Source organism: Paraburkholderia sp. UYCP14C (genome assembly GCF_004197395.1).
Lineage (GTDB): Bacteria > Pseudomonadota > Gammaproteobacteria > Burkholderiales > Burkholderiaceae > Paraburkholderia.
In genome coordinates, this window is the sequence record NZ_SELS01000025.1 from 34,064 (window position 1) to 59,187 (window position 25,124).

The 25,124-nt window shown below is 64.3% G+C and carries 23 protein-coding genes; 21 read left to right on the forward strand and 2 right to left on the reverse strand.

The genetic code is table 11. The features are described from left to right. Nucleotides 1–42: 42 nt before the first annotated feature. The 19 genes from tauA (at nt 43) to EVC45_RS22840 (ending at nt 19,593) form a co-directional block, all read left to right on the forward strand. The gene (tauA, locus tag EVC45_RS22750) at nt 43–1,092 is read left to right on the forward strand and encodes a taurine ABC transporter substrate-binding protein (RefSeq protein WP_129960494.1); all 1,050 of its coding nucleotides are present in this window, start codon (nt 43–45) and stop codon (nt 1,090–1,092) included. Continuing rightward, nucleotides 1,089–1,868: a taurine ABC transporter ATP-binding protein gene (locus tag EVC45_RS22755; RefSeq protein WP_129960495.1), complete on the forward strand. Its 780-nt coding sequence runs from the start codon at nt 1,089–1,091 to the stop codon at nt 1,866–1,868. The genes tauA and EVC45_RS22755 overlap by 4 nt, the downstream gene beginning before the upstream one ends. Further along, nucleotides 1,868–2,752: an ABC transporter permease subunit gene (locus EVC45_RS22760; protein WP_129960496.1), complete on the forward strand. Its 885-nt coding sequence runs from the start codon at nt 1,868–1,870 to the stop codon at nt 2,750–2,752. Before EVC45_RS22755 ends, EVC45_RS22760 begins: the two co-directional genes overlap by 1 nt. A 108-nt stretch (nt 2,753–2,860) precedes the next feature. Further along, entirely contained in the window at nt 2,861–3,679 is an 819-nt protein-coding gene (locus tag EVC45_RS22765) for an ABC transporter substrate-binding protein (protein WP_129960497.1), read from the forward strand. 92 nt (nt 3,680–3,771) lie between these two features. After that, the gene (locus tag EVC45_RS22770; protein WP_129960498.1) at nt 3,772–4,503 is read left to right on the forward strand and encodes an amino acid ABC transporter permease; all 732 of its coding nucleotides are present in this window, start codon (nt 3,772–3,774) and stop codon (nt 4,501–4,503) included. Next, nucleotides 4,500–5,237, forward strand: a complete 738-nt coding sequence (locus EVC45_RS22775; protein ID WP_129960499.1) for an amino acid ABC transporter permease — start codon at nt 4,500–4,502, stop codon at nt 5,235–5,237. The genes EVC45_RS22770 and EVC45_RS22775 overlap by 4 nt, the downstream gene beginning before the upstream one ends. Nucleotides 5,238–5,277: 40 nt before the next feature. After that, entirely contained in the window at nt 5,278–6,297 is a 1,020-nt protein-coding gene (locus EVC45_RS22780; RefSeq protein ID WP_129960500.1) for a succinylglutamate desuccinylase/aspartoacylase family protein, read from the forward strand. 209 nt (nt 6,298–6,506) lie between these two features. Beyond that, nucleotides 6,507–7,058 (forward strand): GNAT family N-acetyltransferase, encoded by a 552-nt coding sequence (locus EVC45_RS22785; protein ID WP_129960501.1) that lies wholly within the window; start codon nt 6,507–6,509, stop codon nt 7,056–7,058. 39 nt (nt 7,059–7,097) lie between these two features. Beyond that, entirely contained in the window at nt 7,098–8,027 is a 930-nt protein-coding gene (locus tag EVC45_RS22790; protein ID WP_129960502.1) for an ABC transporter substrate-binding protein, read from the forward strand. A gap of 43 nt (nt 8,028–8,070) precedes the next feature. After that, a complete protein-coding gene (locus tag EVC45_RS22795; RefSeq protein WP_129960503.1) occupies nt 8,071–9,072 on the forward strand; it encodes an LLM class flavin-dependent oxidoreductase in 1,002 nt (333 codons plus the stop codon). A 38-nt stretch (nt 9,073–9,110) separates the two neighbouring features. After that, complete coding sequence (locus tag EVC45_RS22800) at nt 9,111–10,475, forward strand: LLM class flavin-dependent oxidoreductase (RefSeq protein WP_129960504.1); 1,365 nt, start codon at nt 9,111–9,113, stop codon at nt 10,473–10,475. Nucleotides 10,476–10,495: 20 nt separating this feature from the next. Further along, a complete protein-coding gene (locus EVC45_RS47655) occupies nt 10,496–12,298 on the forward strand; it encodes an amino acid ABC transporter permease/ATP-binding protein (RefSeq protein WP_129960505.1) in 1,803 nt (600 codons plus the stop codon). Between the two features lie 20 nt (nt 12,299–12,318). Then, complete coding sequence (locus tag EVC45_RS22810; RefSeq protein ID WP_129960506.1) at nt 12,319–13,272, forward strand: ABC transporter substrate-binding protein; 954 nt, start codon at nt 12,319–12,321, stop codon at nt 13,270–13,272. A 185-nt stretch (nt 13,273–13,457) separates the two neighbouring features. Next, nucleotides 13,458–14,390, forward strand: coding sequence for a TauD/TfdA family dioxygenase (locus EVC45_RS22815; protein ID WP_129960507.1), 933 nt, complete (start codon nt 13,458–13,460; stop codon nt 14,388–14,390). A gap of 57 nt (nt 14,391–14,447) precedes the next feature. Further along, nucleotides 14,448–15,500: an ABC transporter substrate-binding protein gene (locus EVC45_RS22820; RefSeq protein WP_129960508.1), complete on the forward strand. Its 1,053-nt coding sequence runs from the start codon at nt 14,448–14,450 to the stop codon at nt 15,498–15,500. 85 nt (nt 15,501–15,585) lie between these two features. Further along, a complete protein-coding gene (locus EVC45_RS22825; RefSeq protein WP_129960509.1) occupies nt 15,586–16,416 on the forward strand; it encodes an ABC transporter ATP-binding protein in 831 nt (276 codons plus the stop codon). After that, on the forward strand, nt 16,413–17,291 hold the full coding sequence (locus EVC45_RS22830; protein WP_129960510.1) for an ABC transporter permease: 879 nt from the start codon (nt 16,413–16,415) through the stop codon (nt 17,289–17,291). The genes EVC45_RS22825 and EVC45_RS22830 overlap by 4 nt, the downstream gene beginning before the upstream one ends. A gap of 215 nt (nt 17,292–17,506) precedes the next feature. Then, nucleotides 17,507–18,913, forward strand: coding sequence for a selenium-binding protein SBP56-related protein (locus EVC45_RS22835; protein ID WP_129960511.1), 1,407 nt, complete (start codon nt 17,507–17,509; stop codon nt 18,911–18,913). An 8-nt stretch (nt 18,914–18,921) separates the two neighbouring features. Beyond that, complete coding sequence (locus EVC45_RS22840) at nt 18,922–19,593, forward strand: hypothetical protein (RefSeq protein WP_248295217.1); 672 nt, start codon at nt 18,922–18,924, stop codon at nt 19,591–19,593. 180 nt (nt 19,594–19,773) lie between these two features. Here EVC45_RS22840 and EVC45_RS22845 read toward each other — a convergent pair whose 3' ends face one another. After that, entirely contained in the window at nt 19,774–20,274 is a 501-nt protein-coding gene (locus EVC45_RS22845; protein WP_129960513.1) for a MarR family winged helix-turn-helix transcriptional regulator, read from the reverse strand. Nucleotides 20,275–20,460: 186 nt separating this feature from the next. Here EVC45_RS22845 and EVC45_RS22850 point away from each other — a divergent pair, with 186 nt between their 5' ends. After that, nucleotides 20,461–21,561: an aromatic ring-hydroxylating dioxygenase subunit alpha gene (locus tag EVC45_RS22850; protein WP_129960514.1), complete on the forward strand. Its 1,101-nt coding sequence runs from the start codon at nt 20,461–20,463 to the stop codon at nt 21,559–21,561. After that, nucleotides 21,558–22,523 carry a PDR/VanB family oxidoreductase gene (locus EVC45_RS22855; protein WP_129960515.1) on the forward strand — a complete coding sequence of 322 codons (966 nt, stop codon included), beginning with the start codon at nt 21,558–21,560 and terminating at the stop codon, nt 22,521–22,523. The genes EVC45_RS22850 and EVC45_RS22855 overlap by 4 nt, the downstream gene beginning before the upstream one ends. Before the next feature lie 76 nt (nt 22,524–22,599). Here the strand turns inward: EVC45_RS22855 and EVC45_RS22860 are convergent, their stop codons facing one another. Next, nucleotides 22,600–25,032, reverse strand: coding sequence for a penicillin acylase family protein (locus EVC45_RS22860; RefSeq protein WP_129960516.1), 2,433 nt, complete (start codon nt 25,030–25,032; stop codon nt 22,600–22,602). Nucleotides 25,033–25,124: the final 92 nt, after the last annotated feature.

The window sequence follows — 25,124 nt, forward strand, 5'->3', positions numbered from 1 at the left end:
TCGGAACCTTCTTCGCATCCCAAACTAACTCGAAGGCTTCCGATGAATCACCCTCTCCGTCAAGTTCGGCGCGCGTTGCGTGCTGTGGCCTTCGTCGCGGCGTCGGCCGGCGTTGCCGCGTTTTCGCCGTTTGCTTCATCCGCCTACGCGCAAAGCCACGAAGTCGTGATCGGCTATCAGGACATGGTCGTGCCGTGGCGCTATGCGCAAGCCACCGGCGCGGTCGAAAAAGCGACCGGCTACAAGGTCACGTATCGCAAGCTCGGCAGCGGTGCGGACGTGGTGCGCGCGCTCGCGTCGGGCTCGATCCAGTTGGGCGAGGCGGGTTCGAGCCCGATCGCGGCGGGCCTGTCGCAAGGCGTCGACCTGTCGCTGTTCTGGATTCTCGACAACATCAACGACGCGGAAGCGCTGGTTGCGCGCGACGGTTCGGGCGTCACGAAGATCACCGATCTGAAAGGCAAGACGATCGGCGTGCCGTATGTGTCGACGTCGCATTTCCATGCGCTCGTCGCGTTGCAGCAGGCGGGCGTCGATCCGTCGTCGGTGAAGATCCTGAACCTGCGTCCGCCTGAAGTCGCCGCCGCCTGGCAGCGCGGCAACATCGATGCGACCTACATCTGGGACCCCGTGCTAGCGAAGGTCAAGCAGAACGGCAAGGTGCTGATCACGTCGGGCGAGGTCGCGAAGGAAAGCGGCAAGGCGACCTTCGACGGCTTCGTCGCGTCGCGTCAGTTCGAACGCGACAACGCGGCCTTCATCGCAGGACTCGTCAAGGTGCTGGCCGACACGGACGCGCTGTATCGCGATCACAAGTCCGACTGGACCGCGAATTCGCAGCAGGTGCAGGCGGTCGCGCAGGAGTCGGGCGCGGCACCCGCCGACGTGCCCGCGAGCCTCGCGCTGTACGCATTCCCGAGCGCCGCGGAACAGGCGTCGCCGACCTGGCTCGGCGGCGGCAAGCAGTCGGGCGCGGCGCAATCGCTCGCGGCCACGGCGGCGTTCCTGAAGACGCAGGGCACGATCCAGAACGTGTTGCCCGATTACTCGGCGGCCGTGAATCCGCGCTTCGCGCAGCAGGTCGCGCGATGAGCATGCTCGACGTCCGCGGACTGCGCGTGACCTACGCCGGTGCGAGCGAGCCCGCGCTCGCGGGTGTCGATCTGCGCGTCGAGCGCGGTGAGTTCGTGGTTGCGCTTGGAGCGTCCGGCTGCGGCAAGACCACGTTGCTGAACTGCATCGCCGGCTTCGTCGATCCGAGCGACGGCGAGGTGCGGCTGAACGGCACGCCGATCGACGGACCCGGCGCCGAACGCGGCGTCGTGTTCCAGAAGCATGCGCTGATGCCGTGGCTCGACGTGCTCGACAACGTCGCGCTCGGCTTGCGTTTTCGCGGGGTCGCGCGGGCCGAACGGCACGAGATCGCGCGGCGTACGCTCGCGCTCGTCGGGCTCGAACGACACGCGAACGCGAAGATCTATGCGCTGTCGGGCGGGATGCAGCAGCGCGTGGGTATTGCGCGCACGCTCGCCAGCGATCCGGAAATATTACTGATGGACGAGCCGATGGGCGCGCTCGATGCGCTGACGCGCGAGACCGTGCAGGAACTCGTACTCGACGTGTGGGCGCGCACGCACAAGACGGTGTTCTTCATCACCCACAGCGTCGAGGAAGCGCTGTTTCTCGCGACGCATCTGGTGCTGATGACGCCGGGCCCTGGTCGCATCGCCGAAGTTCACGAACTGCCGTTCGCACGCGAATATCTGGCGACGCGCGATGCGCGCGCGGTGAAGTCGTCGCCGGCTTTTATCGAGTGGCGCGAGCGCCTGACGCGGCGATTGCACGATACGTTGCGGGAGGCCGCCTGATGAGCGTGATCGAATCGTCACAACGGGGTACGCCGGCACGTCCGGACACAGCGCGCGGCGCGACCCGGCCGCGCAACGCGGCGCACGGCGGCAAGCCGTACCGCGGCATGCCCGGCGAAGGCCCGACCGCGTGGCTCAGCGTGCTGTGCGTCGCCGCGTTCGCGCTGCTGTGGTGGACTGCGACCCATCTTCACTGGATTCCACCGCTGTTCCTGCCCGCACCGGACGCGGTCTGGCATGCGTTCGTCGATGCATGGAACGGCCGCATCCAGGGCGGCTTGCCGTTATCCGAACATCTGCTGTGGAGCGCGATCCGCGTATTCGGTGCGTTCGCGCTCGCGAGCGTCACCGCGATACCGGTCGGCATTCTGATGGGCGTGAGCCGCATTGCGCGCGGGCTGCTCGATCCGCCGCTGGAGTTCTACCGGCCACTGCCGCCGCTCGCGTATCTGCCGCTCGTCGTGATCTGGTTCGGTATCGACGAGACCGCGAAGATCGTCGTGATCTGGCTTGCGTGTTTCGCGCCGATCGCGATGGCTGCGCGCGCCGGCGTGCGCAGCGCAAGCGTCGAGCAGGTCAACGCCGCTTGGTCGCTCGGCGCGAATTTTCGCCAGCTCGTGCTGCACGTCGTGTTGCCGGCTGCGTTACCCGAAATCCTGACGGGCCTACGTATCGCGATAGGATTCGGCTGGACCACGCTGGTCGCGGCGGAAATGGTCGCGGCTACCGCCGGGCTCGGTCAGATGGTGCTCAATGCGTCGAGCTTCTTGCGCACCGACGTCGTCGTGATGGGGATCGTGCTGATCGGTCTGATCGCGTGGCTGTTCGATCTCGGCATGCGCGCGCTCGAACGCAGGCTCGTGCCGTGGAAAGGCAAGCAGTAAGCACGTACCGCATATCCGATTCGCCGCTTAGCTCGTGACGATTTATTGGTTCGGCATTGCGGTGCGCGTTGCTACAGTCTGCGCGTCATCCAATAACAAGGTCAAACCATGAAAATCAAATTCGTTGGCGCAGCAGTCATGGGGTTGCTGCTCGCGATCTCCGGCGTCGCGCACGCCGATCGTCTCGACGACATCAGGAAGGCGGGCGTGCTGCGCGTCGCCACCTTCGACAGCAACGCACCGTTCGGCTTCGTCGATCCGAAGACCAATCAGATCGTCGGGCTCGACGTCGACTATGCGCGCGCGGTCGCCAACAAGCTCGGCGTGAAGCTCGAAATCCAGCCGACCAATCCGGCGAACCGCATCGCGTTCCTGAAGTCGGGCAAGGTCGACCTCGTGTTCGCGAACTTCACGATTACCGACGAGCGCAGGAAGGAAGTCGATTTCAGCACACCGTACTTCGCGTCGGGCACGCAGTTCATCGCGAAGAAGGGCGTGCTGAAGTCGCCGCAGCAGTTGAACAGTCTGCGCGTGGGCGCCGACAAGGGCACGACGAACGAGCAGCAGGTGCGCGCGCAGTTCCCCAACGCGACGATTATCGCTTACGACGACACGCCGTTCGCGTTCGCCGCGCTGCGCGCCGGCAACGTGCAGGCGATCACGCAGGACGGCCCGAAGCTCGTCGCGCTGCTCGCGAACGTGCCCGACAAGGCGAACTACGAGATTCCGCCGTTCACGATTTCGAACGACTATGAAGGCGTCGGCGTGCCGAAGGGCGAGACGCGTCTGCTGAGCGTGGTCGACGCTACGCTGAAGGGCCTCGAAGCGGATGGCAGCGCCGCGAAGATTTACGACCACTGGTTCGGACCGGAGAGCCGCGCGCCGTTGCCGCGTCTGTTCAGGATCGGCGATCCGCAGAAGAGTTGATTCGTCGGTAACTTTAGAGCCGGCCTGCCGTGTGAAGACGGCGGGCCGCTTTTCATTGCGCAACGAAATCGGCGCTTGAGTAGAAGGGCGGAATGAACGGTTGGCTAGAACCGAAGTACCTTGGTTGGATCGCGCATGGCTTCGTGATGACGCTAGTGTTGTCGGCTTGCGCGGGCGCGGCGGCGACGCTCGCCGGTTTCGGGCTCGCGCTCGCGCGTAATGCACGCAACCGCATGCTCGCGCGTGCGGCCGCGCTCTATGTGCTGGCGTTTCGCAATTCGCCGTTGCTCGTGCAATTGCTGTTCTGGTATTTCGGCGCGGCGACGCTGTTGCCGCAGCCGTGGATGGAATGGCTGAATGCGTCGCACACGGTTTCGCTGTTTGGGTGGACGCTCGCGTGGCCGTCGTTCGAATTCGTCGCGGGCTGGGTCGGGCTCACTTGCTACACGACCGCGTTTATCGGCGAGGAATTTCGAGCGGGTATGCGCGGCGTCAAGGACGCACAGCATCAAGCTGCCGCGGCGCTGGGTCTCACTCCGCTCGCCGCGTTCCGTTACGTGATCCTGCCGCAAGCGATTCGGATCGCGACGCCGCCGCTTGCTGGGCAATACATGAATCTCGTGAAGAACTCGTCGCTGGCGATGACGATCGGGCTCGCGGAGCTGTCGTACGTGTCGCGGCAGGTCGACACGGAAACGTTCAAGACATTTCAGGCATTCGGCGCGGCGACCGTGCTCTATATCGTGATCGTCGCGAGTATCGAAGCGGCGTTGCTGGTGTGGAAGCGCAGCGGCGCCCGGGTCTGGCAAGGAGGTCATGGATGAGCGCGCTCGAATGGCTGCCGTCGTTGCGCTATCTGCTGCTCGGCACGTTCCCCGATGGGCCGCTGGGCGGCGCGGCGCTGACGGTCGTGATGTCGATCGTCTCGGCCTTGCTATCGGCCTTAGTCGGTCTCGGCGGCGGCATTGCATTGTCGATGACGCGCGGCGCCGCGCATCTCGCACTCACCGCCGTGGTCGGCTTCTTTCGCGCGATACCGGTGCTGATGCTGATCTTCTGGACCTTCTTCCTGATGCCGATACTGCTGCACGTCGACGTGCCTGGCCTCGCCACCGTGGTCTGCGCGCTTGCGCTGATCGGCGGCGCGTATCTGTCGCATTCGGTGCAGGCGGGTATCGCGGCCGTGGGCTCAGGGCAGGCGCAAGCGGCGGCGTCGCTCGGCATGACGCGCTGGCAAGCGCTGCGTTACGTGCATTTGCCGCAAGCGATACGGATCATGATGCCGTCGTTCGTCAATCAGTGGGTTACGCTGATCAAGGACACGTCGCTCGCTTATATCGTCGGGGTGCCCGAGTTTACGTTTCTCGCCAATCAGGTCAATAATCGGTTGATGGTGTACCCGGTGCAGATATTCCTGTTCGTCGGGGTCGTTTATCTGTTGCTGTGTTCGACGCTGCAGTACGGTGCGACATGGCTGGTGAAGCGTCGCCTTCGTGCAGGCCATCGCGCGGCGGGCGACGATACGAAGATCAAATGGCAGTTTCCATTTGGCGTCTAGCTGCAACGGCTAGAAGGCCGTTACTTGCGCGAGCGAAGCAATGAGTTCAATCGTCACGCCGGGCAATCCGATTCGCTGCGAGATCGATCTGGATGCTCAGGGCAAGCATGCGGGCTATCTACGGCTGCCGCATTCCGTGCATCGGTCCGCGTATGGCTGGCTGCCGATTCCGATCGCTTCGATACGCAATGGCACCGGTCCGGTCGTGGTGATCATGGCGGGCAATCACGGCGACGAATACGAAGGGCAGATCCTCGTGTCGACGCTGATCCGCGAAATCGACGCCGCTCAGGTTGCCGGGCAACTGATCCTGTTGCCGCAAGCGAACGCGCCGGCGGCCGAGGCCGGCCTGCGCACGTCGCCGCTCGATGACGGCAATCTCAACCGCACGTTTCCAGGCGATCCGCAAGGTTCGCCGACGCAGCTGATCGCACACTACATCGAGCATGTGCTGCTCGCGCGCGCGGACTATCTGATCGATCTTCATTCCGGCGGCAGCTCGCTGCTTTATCGCGGCAACAACATGCTCGCGATCGATCCGCGCGACGACGGCGAGAGAGAGCGACTGCAACACGCGTTACGCGCGTTCGGATTGCCGAACGCCTTTCTGCATGCGGAAAACCCGGTGCATGCGGCGACGGCCGCGCGGCGGCAAGGGGCCTTGTCGATCACGGCGGAGTTGGGCGGTGGCGGTACCGTCGATGCCGCGCTGCTCCGCGAGGCCCGCCACGGCCTGTTGCATTTTCTCGGCGCGATCGGCGCATTGACTGGCCCGCTCGTGCCCGAGGGGCCGCCGGCCGACACGCGTTTTCTGCGCGTGGCGGGCGCGCGTCATTACGTGTATGCATACGACAACGGCCTGTTCGAGCCGCTGGTTGAACTCGGTGAGAGAGTGGTCGCAGGGCAGCCCGCGGCCCGCATCCATTTCCCGGACACGCCGCTGAAGGAGCCGGTGACCTGCCATTTCGCGAGCGACGGCGAAGTCGTCTGCAAGCGGGTGCCCGCGCTCGTCAGGCGAGGCGATTGTCTGTTCCATCTCGCCGAAGAAGTGGCCAACTGAAGCGACGATACTGAGTATTCCGCTGTTCCGTTTAGACATTCGTCACAACGTGATATTGGCATTGCTACACGCAATCACAGCGCCATTCATCACGATCACAGCCAATCGCGAGACCAGATAAAGATAGCGAAATTGCTTGGTTAGCGGCAACGCGGCTGCACGCTATCGTATGAGCTCCTGAATATCCGACGACCTCGTGTCGATCGTTCATGAGCACTTTCGTCGTTGACACCACGCCACTGGATCCCCGCGCGCAGCCACTGCTCGACGCGCTGCTGCACGAATACGCGACACGCTACGAAGATTATCGAAGGGACGGTGGCGCGGCTGCCGCGCAAGAGATGGCGCGCTATCCGGCCGAGCTGTTCGCACCGCCTCAAGGCGCATTCATTCTGCTGATCCGCGACGGCGAGACGATCGGTGGCGGTGCGTTCAAGCGCTACGACGCGCGCACGGCCGAACTCAAGCGCATCTGGACGCGCGACGATCTGCGCCGCCAGGGACTCGCGCGACAGGTCGTAGAGGAACTGGAAGCGCGCGCGCTCGCGCAGGGCTACTCGCGCATCTATCTGACGACCGGCTTCAAACAGCCGGAAGCATGGGCGCTTTACGAACGCACCGGCTATTCGAAGCTGTTCGATGCCGCATTGCCTCCAGAGGTCCACGTACATCTTCGCTTCGGCAAGAACCTACTCGCGCCGCATCGCATCGACACGCTCGATGACCTGCGCGCGAAAGACGCCGATCTGGCCGTCCGCTAAACGCTCACTCCTATCTCCTCACACTACAACGGACACTTCATGAAAACAGGTCTGCAATTATCGGCGCTCGTGCTGGCGGCCACGTTCTATATCAGCGGCAACGCGTTTGCCGCGACGGGCTTCGATCTGAGTCCCGATCAGCACGGCCGCATCCGCGCCGAACAGGACGCGGTCGCGACGAAGGCGGTGCCCGCTAGCTTTCCGTTCGTCGCGAAAGACGAACTGACCGTCGGCATCGTCGTCGCGCATCCGCCGATCAGCACCTACGCGACCGATGCGAAGACCGTGGTCGGCTTCGACCCGGATCTCGCGCAACTGGTCGCGGACAGCCTCGGGCGCAAGCTCAACGTCGTAATCCTCGCGTGGCCGGACTGGCCGCTCGCGCTTGCGTCCGGCAAGGTCGACGCGGTGATTTCGAACGTGACCGTGACCGAAGAGCGCAAGGCCAAGTTCGACTTCTCGACCTATCGGCGCGACGAGGTCGGCTTCTTCGTCAAGACCGACAGTCCGATCAAATCGATCAAGGAACCCAAGGATGTCGCGGGCCTGCGCGTGATCACCGACGCCGGCACGAATCAGGAAAAGATCCTGCTGGAGTGGGACAAGCAGAACGTCGCGCATGGCCTGAAGCCGATCGAGGTGCAGTACTACGACGACGATGCGGTCAAATCGGTTGCGTTGCAATCGGGGCGCGCCGACGCGATCTTCAGCGTCAACGCGGCGCTGCTTTACGACTCGGCCACGCATGGCAAGACGCGCCAGGTCGGCACGGTCAGCGGCGGCTGGCCGCGCACCGCCGAAGTCGCGGTGACCACGCGCCGAGGCAGCGGTCTCGCCGCGCCGGTGACGATCGCGCTGAACGATCTGATCGGCAAAGGCCAGTATCGCGCGGTACTCGAGCGCTGGAACCTGGGCTCCGAAGCGATCGACAAGGCCGCGACCAATCCGCCGGGACTGCCGAAATCCTGAGTGCGTCAGCGCTTTTCATCTTTCAACGTCGATCTGCCAACCCATGACCTTTTCGCTTTCGCTGCTGGACAAAAGCCCGATTGCCACGGGCGCGAGCGCGGCCGACGCGCTGCGCTTCACCGTGTCGCTCGCGAAGCGCGCCGAAGCGCTCGGCTTCAAACGCTTCTGGATCGCCGAGCATCACGGCGCACCGGGCCTCGCCAGCTCGGCGCCGGAGATCGTCGTGTCGCACGTGCTCGCGCATACGTCGCGGATTCGCGTCGGCTCGGGCGGTGTGATGTTGCAGCACTACAGCCCGTTCAAGGTCGCGGAGACGTTCAGGCTGCTCGCGGCGCTCGCGCCCGGTCGCGTCGATCTCGGCATCGGCAAGGCGCCGGGCGGACTGCCGCAGACCACGCGCGCGCTGCAATGGCTGCACGACAAGAAGAACAAGCCCGGCTTCAATACGCAGCTCGCGCAACTCGATGCGTTTCTCGGCGCGGGCGTCGAAGAGGACCATGCGCTCGCGGGCGCGCTTGCGTTTCCGGCTCCGCCGATGCTGCCTGAGCGCATTCTGCTCGGTGGCAGTCCGGATAGCGCGGCACTCGCGGCACGGCAGGGCTGGCAGTTCTGCTATGCCGGTCACTTCAATGGCGACGAGGCGAACATCGAGCGCACCGTGCAGACGTATCGCGATGCCAGCGGCCGCGCGCCGTTGCTTGCGCTCTACGCGGTGGCCGCGGCGACGCGCGACGAAGCGCAGCGGCTCACCGGGGCGCTGCGCATCTTCAGGCTGCAGCTTGCCAACGGCCAAAGCCTGAATCTGGCGACGGCCGAAGCCGCGCAAGAGTACGCGCGCCAGGCGGGCGCGAGCGGCTACACGATCGAAGAGCGCCATCCGCACGTCGTCAAGGGCACGGCCGACGATGTACGCGACCAACTCGACGCGTTGAGCCGGCGCTACGGCATCGACGAATTCGTCATCGATTCGCCGCTGCAACACTATCCTGCGCGCCTGCGCTCGGTCGAACTGCTCGGCAGCTTGATCGAGCCGGCCTACGCGTGATTTCTCCAACGAACCCTCAACGATTCGCGGACTACCCGATGAGCCATCGCAAACTGAATTTCGGCATCATGCTGCAAGGCGCCGGCAGCCATATGAATTCGTGGAAGCACCCGGCCGGACCCGCCGATGCGAGCGTGAACCTCAACTTCTTCGTCGACACGGTGCGCAAAGCCGAGGCACACGGCATCGCGTTCGCGTTCGTCGCGGATGGTCTGTACATCAACGAGAAATCGATTCCGCACTTTCTGAACCGCTTCGAACCGATTTCGATCCTGTCGGCGCTCGCGACGGTCACGTCGAAGATCGGGCTTGCGGGCACCGTGTCGACGTCGTACAGCGATCCGTTCACGGTGGCGCGCCAGTTCGCTTCGCTCGATCTGATCAGTGGCGGGCGCGCGGGCTGGAACGTCGTGACGACGCCGCTCGAAGGGACCGCGAAGAACTACGGCGGCTCGCACCCCGAGCATGCGCTGCGCTACGAAATCGCCGACGAGTACCTGAGCGTCGCGCAAGGCCTGTGGGACAGCTGGGACGACGATGCGTTCGTGCGCGACCGCGAACGCGGCGTTTTCTTCGAACGCGATAGGCTGCATACGCTCGATCACGAGGGCAAGTTCTTCCAGGTGGCGGGGCCGCTCAATATCCAGCGCTCGGCGCAGGGTCAGCCGGTGATTTTCCAGGCGGGCTCGTCCGATGCCGGCATCGCGCTCGCCGGTAAATACGCGGACGCGGTGTTCACGCATTCGGTATCGATCGAGGAAACGCGCGCGTTCGCGCAGCGCGTGAAAGACAGCGCGCTCGAGCATGGCAGAAGCCGCGACGACGTGAAGATCTTCCCCGGCATCAGCCCGATCGTCGGTGCGACGCCCGAAGAGGCGGAAGCGAAATACCGTGCGATTCGCGAGCTATTGACGATCGACGAAGCGCTCGCGTATCTCGGCCGCTATTTCGATCATCACGACTTCACGCAGTATCCGCTCGACGGACCGTTTCCCGAGCTAGGGGAGATCGGCCGCAACAGCTTCCGTTCGACCACCGACCGCATCAAGGCGCAAGCGCGCAAGAAGGGCTCGACGTTGCGCGAGGTCGCGCTCGAAGTCGCGACGCCGCGCACGCATTTTCTCGGTACGCCCGCGCAGATCGCGGACGAGCTGATCCGCTGGCTCGACGCCGGCGCGGCTGACGGTTTCATCCTCGGCTTCGCGGTGCAGGCGCAGGGGCTCGACGACTTCGTGCGCTATGTGGTGCCTGAACTTGAACGACGCGGGCGCTACGAGCGCACGCTGACGGGCGCGACGCTGCGCGATCATCTCGGCTTGCCGCGCAAGGCGAGCCGTCATGCGTCGTCGGCGGCGGGCGTAGACAACCCGGTCGAGCCGGCCGCCGTGGCCGACGCGGCCTGATCCGCGCGGAGCAGACGACGATGAACGACACCGCTGAACTCGCGAATCCGCAACTCGCCGCCGCGCACGCCGACGCGTTTCGCGAACGCGCCGACTATCGCATCGTGCCCGCGAAGAACCGCGCGCGCCTCGCCGGCACCGTGGCGGCCGTGGTGCTGATCGGCATCGTGCTCGAATCGGTATTGGGCAATCCGCGCTGGGGCTGGAATGTTTTCGCCGAATGGTTTCTGTCCGAGCCGGTGTTGTCCGGGCTCGGCCGCACGCTGCTGTTGACCGCGCTCGGAGCGGCGTTCGGCTTCGCGCTCGGCATCCCGATCGCGCTGGCGCGCGTGTCGCGTTCGCCGTTGCTCGCCGGCTGCGCGTGGGCATTCGTGTGGCTGTTCCGCTCGATTCCGTTGATCGTGCTGCTGCTGATCCTGAACAATCTCGGCTATCTGTACGAGACCGTCCATCTCGGCGTGCCGTTCACGAGCCTCGTCGTTTTCGATGTGCCGACCACCGAGCTGATCAGCCCGTTCCTCGCCGCGGTGCTCGGCCTGACGCTCAATCACGCGGCGTTCTCGGCCGAAGTGATTCGCGGCGGCATTCAGTCGGTCGATCATGGTCAACTCGAAGCGGCCGCCGCGCTCGGCTTGCCGCGTGAGCGCCAGGCCTGGCGCATCGTGCTGCCGCAGGCGATGCGTGCGATCCTGCCCACCGCGTTCAACGATCTGATCGCGCTCGCGAAGGGCTCGTCGATGGTCTATGTGCTTGCGATGCCGGAGCTGTTCTACACGGTGCAGATCATCTATCGACGCAATCTCGAAGTGATCCCTTTGCTGATGGTCGCGACGGTCTGGTATCTGATCATCCTGAGCGTGTTGTCGGCGATACAGGTTTATGTGGAGCGGCACTTCTCGCGCGGCGTCAAGCGTACCTCCGTGCCGTCCGCTTTCGGCTCGCTGCTGAAAGGCGTGGGCATTGCTCGCGGCGGCAGCGATGCGCGCGTCGACCCGCTTAAGGACACAAAAGACGAGGCAAGGGCACGGGCGCCCCAGGATCAACGCTGGGCCGATCAACGCGATGGCGCACGCATCGCGATCCAGCAGGTATCGAAGAGCTTCGGCGCGCTGAAGGTGCTCGACAACGTGTCGCTGACGATGCGCCCCGGCAGCGTTACCGTGATTCTCGGCCAATCGGGTTCCGGCAAATCGACGCTGCTGCGCACGATCAATCATCTGGAGCGCGTGGACGGTGGTCTGATCGATATCGACGGCGAGCTGATCGGCTACCGACGCGATGGCGACACGCTGTACGAGCTCAACGAGAAAGAGATTCTGCGACGCCGTGTCGAAGTGGGCATGGTGTTTCAGAGCTTCAATCTGTTTCCGCATCTGACCGTGCTCGAAAACATCATCGAGGCGCCGGTTGCGTTGGGACGTCTGTCGCGCGCTGAAGCGCAGAGTCTTGCGCTGGGTCTGCTCGCGCGCGTCGGTCTCGAAGCGAAGGCGCATGCGTGGCCGCGTCAGTTGTCGGGCGGGCAGCAGCAGCGCGTGGCGATTGCGCGCGCGCTGGCGCTGAAGCCGAAGGTGCTGCTGTTCGACGAGCCGACCTCGGCGCTCGATCCCGAACTCGTCAACGAAGTGCTCGACGTGATCAAGGCCCTCGCGCGTTCCGGCACGACGATGGTGATCGTCACGCATGAAATCGGCTTTGCGCGCGAAGTGGCTGACACGATCGTGTTCATGGACCGCGGACGCGTAATCGAGTCCGGCCCGCCCGCGCATGTATTGAACGAACCGCGCCATGCGCGCACGCGCGAGTTTCTGTCGCGCGTCCTGTGAATGCAGCCTGAACCTGATCAATGACCAATCGACGTCAATTCATTCTCACCACTACGGCGCTCGGCGCGCTGCTCGTGCGCAACGCGCTCGACGTGGCACACGCGGCGCAGGCGCCGCACGGCACGGTGGATCTGAGCCCCGAGCAACCGGGCCGGATTCGCGTGCCGAAGAATCCGGATGCGATCGCAGCGATCGGCAACCACTACCGCTTCGCGAACGACGGCTGTTTCACGGTCGCGATATCGCCGCACCTGCCGCCCACCGCGACCTACGCGACCGATGCGCGTACCGTCGTCGGCTCCGATGCCGACTACGCACAGCTGATCGCCGATTCGCTCGGCCTGAAGCTGAACCTTCTGCCGATCGCGTGGGCCGACTGGCCGCTCGGCCTCACCTCGGGCAAGTACGACGCGGTGATCTCGAACGTCGGCGTGACCGAGCAGCGCAAGGAGAAGTTCGATTTCACGACGTATCGGCAAGGGCTGCACGGCTTCTATGTGAAAACCGCGAGTCCGATCAGGAAGATCGCGCAGCCGCAGGATATTGCGGGGCTTCGGCTCATTACGAGCTCAGGTACGAATCAGGAGAAGATCATCCTCGAATGGAACCGGCAGAACCTCGCGAAGGGTTTGAAGCCGGTCGAGTTCCAGTACTTCGACGATGACGCCGCGAGCCGCATCGCGCTGCTGTCGGGCCGCGCCGATGTCGTATTCAATCCGAACGCGCCGCTTGCCTACGATGCGGCCACCACCGGCGCGATCCGCGAGGTGGGCACGCTGAACGCCGGCTGGCCGGCGCGCGCCGATGTGGCGATCGCCACGCGCAAGGGCAGCGGCTTGATGGATGCGCTGACGGTCGCGACGAACGGACTGATCTCGAATGGCACCTATCGACGATCGCTCGCGCACTGGGGCATCGAGTCGGAAGCGTTGGCACGCTCTGAAAGCAATCCGCCGGGTCTGCCGAAGTTCTGATGCGTTGAAAGCCCGCGGAAAGGTAATGCGCCGCAGCGCGCGACGCGTTGCAGCGTCGGGTTTATTACTCCAGCAGATAACCGTATCGGATTTGCTTCGTTGGCATCGCGCGCGCGGGCCGGTACATTCGTCGCACTAACCGCGCCGTTAGGCGCCCGCTGAATAGTTTCGACGAAGAGATGCCTGTGACGACCACCGCCGCTGCTTCTGCCGCTTCCGCTTTCGCTACCCCGATGCCCATGCAGAGCGGTCGCACGCCTGCCGCGCAATCCTTCGAAATCCGCGCGTTCGATGCGCCGCTCGGTGCCGAAGTGCTCGGCCTCGATCTCGGTCAGCCGCTCGGCGACGACGATTTCGCGCGCATCCACCGCGCGCATCTGGACCACCACGTCCTCGTGTTTCGCGACCAGCGCATCACGCCGGACCAGCAGATCGCGTTCAGCCGCCGCTTCGGTCCGCTGCAGATTCACGTGCTGCATCAGTTCGGTCTGGCAGGGTTCCCCGAGGTGCTGGTCGTCTCGAACGTGATCGAGAATGGCAAGCCGATCGGTCTCGGCGACGCCGGCCACTATTGGCACTCCGACCTGTCGTACAAGGACAAGCCGAGCCTCGGCTCGTTGCTGCACGCGCAGGAGTTGCCGGCCGAAGGCGGTGACACGCTGTTCGCGAACATGCATCTGGCGTGGGATACGTTGCCCGCGCATCTGCGCGACGCGGTGGAAGGACGCAGCGCCGAGCATACCTATCTGGCCAAATACGCGGAACTGCAAAAGCGCAGCCCATGGCGGCCGAATCTGTCGGCCGACCAGATCGCGCAGGTGAAGCCGGTCGTACATCCGATCGTGCGCACGCATCCTGAGACGGGCCGCCGGGCGCTGTTCGTCAGCGAGCACTTCACGACGCGCGTGATCGGTTTGCCGGAAGACGAGAGCAAGGCTCTGCTCGACGAACTCTTCGCACACAGCGTGCGGCCCGAGCATCTATATCGGCATCGATGGGCCGAGCATGACATGGTGTTCTGGGACAACCGCTCGTTGATGCATCTCGCCGCCGGTACGCCCGACCACCTGCGCCGCAAGCTGTATCGCACGACGATCGAGGGCGACGTTCCGTTCTGAGCACGACGCTTTCCATCACAACCACACCTATCACACCGCACACCGACTGGAGTTTCAATGCTGAGCCGATTTCGCCCGACCGCCGCACGGCAGTCGTTCGTCCGCCGTTTGACGGCACTATTGTTGAGTCTGTCGATCGGCGCCGCGGGCGTCGCCGTCACGGCTCCCGCGCATGCGGAGGGCGAGATTCGCGTGGCCGAGCAGTTCGGCATCGTGTATCTGCTGCTGAACGTGGCGCGCGATCAGCATTTCATCGAAAGCGAAGGGCGCAAGCAGGGCCTCGACATCAAGGTCGATTGGGTCAAGCTGTCGGGCGGCGCGGCGGTCAACGATGCGTTGCTGTCGGGCGCGGTCGATATCGCGGGCGCGGGCGTCGGTCCGCTGCTGACGATCTGGGATCGCACGCACGGCAAGCAGAACGTGAAGGGCGTCGCGTCGCTCGGCAATCTGCCGTACTACCTGGTGAGCAACAACCCCGACGTGAAGACGATTGCGGACTTCACGCAGAAGGATCGCATCGCGCTGCCGGCGGTCAACGTGTCGGTGCAATCGCGCGTGCTGCAATACGCGGCGGCGAAGCGCTGGGGCGACAAGGAATACGACCGGCTCGACAAGTTCACCCAGGCGTTGCCGCATCCGGACGCGGCCGCGGCGATCATCGCGGGCCGCACCGAAATCACCGGGCATTTCGGCAATCCGCCGTTCCAGGAGCAGGAACTGGCCGGCAATCCGAAAGCGCATATCGTGCTCAATTCGTACGATGTACTCGGCGGCCCGAGCTCCGCGACGGTCCTCTATGCGACCGAGAAATTCCGCCACGACAATCCGAAGACGTATCGCGCGTTCGTCGATGCGCTCGCCGATGCGGCGAAGTACATCAACGCGAATCCGCAAGGCGCGGCCGATATCTATATCCGCACCAATCAGTCGAAGATCGATCGCAACCTGCTCGTGAAGATCATCACGAGCCCGCAGGTGCAGTTCAAGATCGTCCCGCAGAACACGTTCGGGCTCGCGCAGTTCATGTATCGAGTCGGCGCGATCAGGAATGAGCCGTCATCGTGGAAGGATTATTTCTTCGACGATCCGGCGACGGCGGCGGGGAGCTGAGCATGATGTCCCCCGTTTTCGTGGCGCTGAGCGGTACGCGGCAACATTCGTTGGCTGATTCGATTCACTCGCAGGGAGCGCTCTGATGGTGGCCAATCCTACGCTTCTGTTTCCCGATCACGCCGCGCACAACGCCGCGGCCACCAGCGGCAAGCTGCTGGCGGTCGAGAACGTGAGCCTCGAATACCGCACGCGCGAGCGGATCGTGCGCGCGACTCACGACGTCAGCTTCGACGTCTACGGCGGCGACCGCTTCGTGCTGCTCGGGCCGTCCGGTTGCGGCAAGTCGACGTTGCTGAAGGCGGTGGCCGGTTTCATCGAGCCGAGCGCGGGCAGCATTTCGCTCGATGGTCAACGCGTGCGCGGACCGGGCGCCGATCGGATCGTCGTGTTTCAGGAGTTCGACCAGTTGCCGCCGTGGAAGACGGTGGTGCAGAACGTCGCGTTTCCGCTGCGGGTCGCGAAGAAGCTGTCGAAAGCCGAAGCCCACGAGCGCGCGCTGCATTATCTCGACAAGGTCGGGCTCGCCGCATTTGCGAATGCGTATCCGCATACTTTGTCGGGCGGCATGAAGCAGCGCGTCGCGATCGCGCGTGCGCTCGCGATGCAGCCGCGCGTGCTGCTGATGGACGAGCCGTTCGCCGCGCTCGATGCGCTGACGCGCCGCAAGATGCAGGAAGAACTGCTGCGGTTGTGGGAAGAGGTGAACTTCACGCTGCTGTTCGTCACGCATTCGATCGAAGAGGCGCTGGTGGTCGGCAACCGGATTCTGCTGCTGTCGCCGCATCCGGGCCGCGTGCGCGCGGAGCTGAACAGCCATCAATATTCGCAGGACAGCTTCGGCCGCGCCGATTTTCAGCGCAGCGTCGCGCGGATTCATCACCTGCTGTTCGAACAGACGGAGGCCGTGCAATGAGTACGCCCGCCACGTTGCTGCCACCGGTCCGCGACGAATATGAACGCCCGCTCGAAGCGCCCGGCGATCTCGCGATCGAAGCGCCGTTGCCGATCGCGAGGCGGATCTTCGCGCACGGCTGGCTGCGCAAGACACTGATCGCACTCGTGCTGATCGCCGCGTGGGAAATCGCCGCGCGCGTGATCAACAACGATCTGCTGCTGCCGACCTTCGGCGCAACCTTGAGCGCGTTCGTGCAAGGCGTATGGTCCGGCGAACTGCTCGCGAAGACGGCGGTATCGATGTCGGTGCTGCTGCGCGGCTATCTGCTCGGCGCCGCGCTTGCGTTCGTGCTGACTTCGCTCGCTGTGTCGACGCGTGTGGGCCGCGATCTGCTGTCGATGCTGACCGCGATGTTCAACCCGCTACCGTCCATCGCGCTGCTGCCGCTCGCATTGCTGTGGTTCGGGCTCGGCACCGGCAGCCTGCTGTTCGTGCTCGTGCATGCGGTGCTCTGGCCGCTCGCGCTCAATACCTATTCGGGCTTCCAGTCGGTGCCCGCGACGCTGAAGATGACCGGACGCAATTATGGTCTGACGGGCCTGCGTCATGTGTTGCTGATCCTCGTGCCGGCGGCACTGCCGTCGATCCTCGCCGGGCTGCGCGAGGGCTGGGCGTTTGCATGGCGCACGTTGATCGCCGCGGAACTCGTGTTCGGCGCGAGTTCGGGCAGCGGCGGACTCGGCTGGTACATCTTCCAGAATCGCAACGAGCTCTATACAGATCGCGTTTTCGCGGGGCTCGCCGCGGTGATCGTGATCGGTCTGCTGGTCGAGCATCTGGTGTTCGATACGCTCGAACGCGTGACCGTGCGGCGCTGGGGCGTGCAGCAGTAAGGCGGTCCGTCGGCTTGCATGCGCGGTTCGCGGCGCCGGCGGGAGGGCTGGCGGTTCGGCTCGCTGCTCCTGTTGGGTCGGACCTGCGTTCGGGGGCAAATTTCCGGTTGCGTCCGCCGCTGTCGTGAACTACAAATCTAAAGTTACGCTGGCTCGATTGTTGGCGGGCCGCGCTTCCGTTCAGAACCGTTCAGAACGACAGGGAGAGTGCCGTCATGGGAATGCGCCCCGATCCTACCTTTCATGCGTCGCCGAAGCTCGCGATGGATGCGCCGGCGGAAGAATTCGCGTACACGGTGCTGCTCAGTCCGGATGCGTCGCAGCCCGACGCGCTCGCCGTGATCGACGTGAAGCCCGGTTCGCCGACCTATAGCCAGGTGGTCCACACGGTGCCGATGTCGAACAAGGGTGACGAGTTCCATCACTTCGGCTGGAACGCGTGCTCGTCCGCGTTATCGCCGTTGACGGGCCACGCGTTCCTCGAGCGACGCTATCTGATCATTCCGGGCATGCGTTCGTCGCGCATCTACATCGTCGATACCAAACCGCATCCGACCCAGGCGAAGATTCACAAGATCATCGAGCCGGAGGAGGTCTTCCGCAAGACCGGCTATTCGCGTCCGCACACGGTGCATTGCGGACCGGAGGGCATCTACGTGAGCACGCTCGGCGGTGGCGGCAAGGACGGCACCGATGGGCCGCCCGGAATCTTCATCATGGACTGCCAAACATTCGAGGTGCTGGGTCGCTGGGAAATCGAGCGCGGCGAGCAGGAAAAGCATTACGACTTCTGGTGGAATCTGCCGCGCAATTACATGGTGTCCACCGAATGGGCGCTGCCGCCGCAATTCGAAAACGGCATCGTGCCCGAAGACCTGCTCGCGAACAAATACGGCCACCGCGTGCACTTCTGGGATTTGCGCGCAAGGCGCAACGTGCAGACGCTCGACCTCGGCGCGAATCATCAGATGGGGCTCGAAGTGCGGCCCGCGCACGATCCGAGGCGTGAGTACGGCTTTATCGGCGTCGTGGTCGACACCACGAATCTGGAAGGATCGGTCTGGACGTGGTGGCGCGAAGGCGGCCACTTCCACATCGAGAAGACCGCGACGATTCCGCCGGAGCCTGCGCACGCCGACGAATTGCCGCCGTTGCTGAAAGGGTTCGGCGCGGTGCCGCCGCTCGTCACCGACATCGATCTTTCGATCGACGATAAATTCCTCTACGTGTCCTGCTGGGGCACTGGCGAGATGCGCCAGTACGACGTGACCGAACCGCGCAAGCCGAAATTGACGGGCTCGGTGCGCATCGGTGGAATCGAACGGTGCACGCCGCATTCGAACGGCAAGGCTTTCGCCGGCGGTCCGCAGATGGTCGAGATCAGCCGCGACGGCAAGCGCGTCTACTGGACCAACTCGCTGTACTCGACGTGGGACGACCAGTTCTATCCGGATGGCGTGCCCGGCGTGCAAGTGATGGCGCATGCGGATCCGAATGGCGGTCTCAAGCTCGCCGAAGATTACTTCGTCGAATTTCCCGCCGGCTATCGCGCTCACCAGATCCGCCTGGAGGGCGGCGACTGTTCGACCGATTCGTTCTGCTATCCCTCGGTGGGCGTTTGAGCGGCGTGGTGTCGCCGCAAGCGGCACTGTGGCTGGCGGTCGTCGCGAGCGGTGTGTATCACGGACTCAATCCGGCGATGGGGTGGCCGCTCGCGGTGTCGAACGCGCTGATGCAGCGGCGCTCGCTAGCGCTGGTCGTGGCGCTTCTTTATCTCGCGGCGGGTCACGTGCTCGCCATTCTGCTGATGATGCTGCCGTTCGCGATGCTCGCGAGCGTGCTTGCATGGCAGCGTCAGATGCAGATCGGGGCGAGCTTGCTCGTGATCGGCTTCGGACTGGTGTTGCTGATGCGGCGGCGTCATCCGCGCGTGCTGGCGAGAATTCCGCCGTCGCGGCTCGCGTTGTGGTCGTTTGCAGTGGCGATCGCGCACGGCGCCGGCTTGATGCTGGTGCCGATCTACCTCGGTCTGTGCCGCGCTGAAGAGATGGACGCAGCGCACAAAGCAGCGCAGACGCTGATCGAAACCAGTCTGCGCATGGCGCTGTCGGTCTCCGCGGTGCATGCGGCTGCGATGACCGCGGCCGGCGGCGTGCTCGCGTGGCTCGTTTATCGCTACCTCGGGCTCAGGTTCGTGTCGCGCAGCTGGTTCAATCTCGATGCGGTGTGGGCGTCGAGTCTGATTCTGGTGGGGGGCGTGTCGCTGGCGTTGAACGCGGCGGCGGCGGGTGTTTCCGGGTGATTTCGGCGAAGCCGAGCACGCGCGGTCGCAGCCATGACCGACAGGCCGCAGCCATGACCAACAGGCCGCAGAAATAAACGCTCGGATGGCGACTCGCAATCGGAGCGACGGCCAAGGCGCTGGAACGGCTCGCGAAAGGCCACGTGCGCGGCAAGATCGTGGAGGAGCGCGCGCCGTCTGCTAGTTCGAATTCGCGTCGTCGCTCGCACTGCGCAGCGGCGCGCGGCTCTGATCGTTATTCAGATGAACGAACTTTCTCAACAGCCTCAACAGCTCTCGCGCATCTTCGTCTCCCATCCCGTCGAGCAGGCCGTGATTGAGCGCGTTGACGCCGGGAATCAATTCATCGAGCAACTGCTCTCCAGCCGGCGTCAGCAATAGACGACGCTGACGGCGCGGCAGAACTTCGCGCAGGATCCAGCCTTTGGCTTCGAGCCGCACCGCGATATCGGCAGTGGTCGATGTGTCGAGGCCGACCCGTTGCGCGAGCGTGACCTGATCGAGCCCGGGCAACTCCTGCAGCATTCTGAGCACCGCATACTGCACGGGCGTCACTTCGCGCCCGATCAGATCATGAAACATGGACACGGAAATCTGATGCGCGCGTCGAATCAGATGGCCGGGCTGGTCGTACAGATCGATGCTGATCGCGGAAGTGCTGGTATCGGTTGAAGTGACCATATTAGTTCTGAAGACCTCGCGCCTTTTCGTTGCAAATGGAATTGGCGAACAGCCTTTGTGTTACCTGATTGAAAGTTCGTCTAGGGGAAAACCTTCATTTAATCATTAAAGATACATTGAGTACACTGAATCTCATTGAGTGGGCTGAATGAAGTGCGCGGACAAACAACAAGGAGTGAGACTGACATGTTTCCCAGGAATGCGTGGTACGTCGCATGTATGCCCGATGAAGTCGCGGATAAGCCGCTCGGTCGGCAGATCTGCGGCGAGCCGATGGTGTTCTATCGCAACGCCGAAGGCACCGTGGTGGCGCTCGAAGACTTCTGTCCGCATCGCGGCGCGCCGCTGTCGCTCGGCTTCGTGCGCGACGGCACGCTCGTGTGCGGCTATCACGGCCTCGAAATGGGCTGTCAGGGCAAGGCGACCGGCATGCCGGGGCAACGCGTCAACGGCTTTCCATCCATTCGCAGTTATCCGGTGATCGAGCGCTACGGCTTCGTCTGGGTGTGGCCCGGCGATGCCGCGCAGGCCGACGCCGGCAAGCTGCATCATCTGGAATGGGCCGAGAGTTCCGAATGGGCGTATGGCGGCGGCCTTTATCACATCCGCTGCGATTATCGGCTGATGATCGACAACCTGATGGATCTGACGCACGAGACTTATGTGCACGCGAACAGCATCGGGCAAAAGGAAATCGACGAAGCCGCGCCGAAAACCGTGGCCGAGGGCGATACCGTGCGCACGAGTCGCTTCATGGAAAACGTCGCGGCGCCGCCGTTCTGGAAAATGGCCTTGCGCGGCAACGGTCTCGCCGACGACGTGCCCGTCGATCGTTGGCAGATTTGCCACTTCACGCCGCCGAGTCATGTGCTGATCGAAGTGGGCGTCGCGCATGCCGGGCATGGCGGCTATGATGCGCCGGCTGACAAGAAGGCGTCGTCGATCGTGGTGGATTTCATCACGCCGGAAACGGAAACGTCGATCTGGTATTTCTGGGGCATGGCGCGCAATTTCCGTCCCGACGATGCCGAGCTGACCGCAAGCATCCGCGAAGGGCAGGGCAAGATTTTCAGCGAAGATCTGGAGATGCTCGAGCGTCAGCAGCAGAACCTGCTGCGCTGGCCCGAGCGCAATCTGCTGAAGCTCAATATCGACGCGGGCGGCGTGATGTCGCGTCGCGTGATCGATCGGCTTGTCGCGCAGGAACGCGCGCAGACGGGCGAGCCACAGGCTGGCGCGCCCCCGGCTGAAGTGATACGCGTGATTCCGGTGCGGACGGCAACATGAATCATCCCGTGCTGAATGTGGTGGTCGCGCGCCGGCGCGACGAAGCGCTCGGTATCGCGAGCTTCGAACTTGCGAGCGAAAACGGTCAGGCGTTGCCCGCTTTCGACGCCGGCTCGCACGTCGACGTGCATCTGCCCAACGGGCTCGTGCGTCAGTACTCGTTGTGCAACGATCCGCGCGAAACGCACCGCTATCTGATCGCGGTGCTGCGCGACGAAGCGGGACGCGGAGGATCGAAAGCGGTTCACGATCTGGTCCGCGAGGGCGACCGCTTGCTGATCAGTGCGCCGCGCAATCATTTCGCGCTCGCTGACGATGCATCACATCATCTGCTGCTCGCGGGCGGGATCGGCGTCACGCCGATCGTTTGCATGGCTGAGAGGCTTGCCGCCACGGGCGCTTCGTTCGAGATGCACTACTGCACGCGCTCGAAGAAACGCACGGCGTTCGTCGAGCGGCTGGCGCAGGCGGGTTTTGCGAAGTCAGTGCAGCTTCATCACGACGACCATCCGGGCGGCTCGACATTCGATATCGAGCAGACGCTGAGCGATGCGCCGGCCGGCACGCATCTGTATGTATGCGGTCCGCGCGGCTTCATGGACTTCGTGCTCGCGACCGCGCGTGCGAAAGGCTGGCCGGAAAACAGGTTGCACTACGAGTTCTTCGGCGCGGCCGCGAATCAGGCGGTGCCGGGCGACAGCTTCCAGGTGCGCCTCGCGAGCAGCGGCGCGACGATCGACGTGCCGCCGGAATGCACGGTGGTGCAGGCGCTGGCCGCCCATGGCGTCGAAGTGATTACGTCGTGCGAGCAGGGCGTGTGCGGTACCTGTCTGACGCGAGTGTTGTCGGGCGAGCCGGATCACCACGATTCCTATCTGACCGACGAGGAACGCGCGGCAAACGATCAGTTCCTGCCGTGCTGCTCGCGCGCGAAATCGCCGCTGCTGGTGCTCGACCTTTGATCTGTGATCCTTGATCTTTGACCTACGACGGGCGTGTCGCCCGTCGTCCCGCCTACTGCGCCTTCCCCCCGGAATCCTACGAACTTACCGTGCGCACACTCAACGCCGGATCGCGCGCAATCGCTTCTTCCGAGAACGGCATCATCGTCCAGCGTTGGACCGCGTAATCGCGTGTTCCGTCGGCATAGTGCGGCGACGCCGGATCGTCGGATTCGGACGAAGCGAGCAGCGTGCGCGCGACCACCTGATCGCCGGCGAACGACACGATCTGCAGATACGTGTCGCCCATTGGCTTGACGTTCATCGAGTAGCCGCTCGCATCGAATGGATGCGCGGCACACGCCGAGGTGAAATAGCCCCCCGCATCGCAACCTCCGAAGAGCGCAATGCGCTCGTCGTTGCGTTGCACGTAGAGCGCCGTGCTGCGCGGCGCATCGATCGCGATGCCGGCGCGTTGCAGCGCCTTGAGCGCGTCATGCAGCGCGGCGGCGAGCCTGGCTGGATCGGCGGCAATGCCCGCGGGCGTGGTCAACGGCTTCGCGGGATCGAACGGCACCGCGTATAGCTGCGCGGGCGGAATCGCCAGCAGACGTCGCCACAACTCGTCCCACAGGGTTGCACCCACTGCGCCGGTCGCGGCCGTATCGTCCCATGCGGCGAGGACTTTGCACGCCGCGCGCTGTTGGTCGGCGTTCGGATCGGCCGGCAACGCAGCGAGCGCGTCGCTGCCGCACAGACGGTCGAGCACGGGCTGCTTGAACAGCAACGCCGACATCGAGCGGCTGTCGAGCGCCGCGTGGGCGAGCGCATCGGCGGACACGCCATGCGGATCGTTCTGCAATTGCGCGGCGATCGTATGGCCGAGGCGTGTGCGCAGTGACTGCGGCGTGCCGGTCGCGCCGATGATCCTCGCGTAGCCCGTCATCGGTTCGGCCGGATTGCTGAGCCAGTAGCTGTCGTTGAAATTGCCGACATAGTCGCGCCGAAGCAGCGACGGCATTCGCGCGACCGGCAACGCATGATGCTGTACCGCTGCGGGATCGTCGCGCCAGTCGCAGTCGCTGCGCGAACCGTCGAGGACCGGCACGCCCGGCATGATTTGCGCCAGTGCCCGGCCGACCGGCGGCGTGCAACGCTGCGCGAGTTCGTCGGGCACGTCCGGGGTCGCGCCGATATCCGCGTACCACACGCGCGGATCGTTGCGGCCGATCGCGAGCGTGTTGACCCACGGCACGGCCGCGTTCTTCTTCTGGATGCGGATGAAATCGTCGAGCGAACTCGCCTGATCCCATTCGAGGAAGTTTTCGTACACGCGGAAGTTGTCGGTGTTGATATCGCGCAGTGCGAACGCCTGCTGCGCATTCCACGCTAGCGCGGGCGACATCGTGCCGAGATTGACGAGCGGGCCGAAGCGCGAGCGATACAACGTGCGCGACACGGTATGCATCGAACCGTCGGCGGCGCGTACCTGGACGGTCACGCGCGACGGCGTCATCGCTTCGGTTTTGCCGTCGACCTGATACCGGGTCGGCGCGCCGGGTTCGAGCGTCAGCTTGAAGAGGCCGAAGCGCTTCGCGGTGGATACGGTATGCGTCCACGCGATGTTGTCGTTGAAGCCGATGATGATCAGCGGCACGCCGAGAAACGATGCGCCGCTGACGTTCACCTTGCCGGGAATAGTGAGGTGAGCCTGATAGAAGCGATCGGGACCGGTCCAGAACCAGTGCGGATTGCCGAGCAGCAGCGCGCTGCCGGTGTGCGTCGCATCCGCGCCGAACGCGAGCGCGTTGCTGCCGATGCCCGCATAGCCGCCGAATTCGGCGAGCGGCGCGTCGACGTGGGTGTGGCCGTGCAACGCGCTCTGCGGCGGCACCGGCATGGCTTGCGGCGGTTGCGCGGTCGCGATTGCATTGATGAAGCGCGCCTCGCCACCGGCCAGATTTGCCGCGACCTGACGCCGGTAGAGGTCCGCGTTGCCGATCTTGCCGAGCCACGGCGCCGCGCGGCAGGCCGCATGCGCGCCGGGAAAATCGCCGTGCGCGAGATCGGCGACGTAGCGGTTATAGCCGGCGACGAAGCCGTCGATCAGCGCGCGCATGTCGTCGGTCTGGCTTTTGCGGTAGCGTGCGACGGCCGCATCGTCGACGATGAAACGGAAGAAGAAATCCGAGTTGAGATTGTCGGGCTGGCCGAACGTCGCGCCTAATGCGGGGCGCGCGTCGGCGCCGAAGAAGCGCGAGCGTTCGCCGCGATAGGTGACGAAGCTTTCGGCCATCGTGCATAGATTGTCTTGCGCCTGCGCGTAGCCGAATCCATAGCCGAGGCTGCCCCAGTCGTCGGCTTTGATGTGCGGGATGCCGAGCGCGGTGCGGCGAATCTCGGCGCGATAGGGGCCGGCGTGCGCGACGTTGTCGGTGTCCGGGCTCGCGCAGCCTGGCAACGTGGCGGCGATGGGCAGGACGACTAGCAGGGCGGCGAGGCGGCGGAGCAGAGAGACGTTCGAACGCATGGCTCTTTTGTGGTTGCGCGGACGTTGAGCGGCAATGGGGGTGGCGCAATCGCGAGCTTAGCGGGTAATTGAGGGCGGGTCACGGCAGGCAA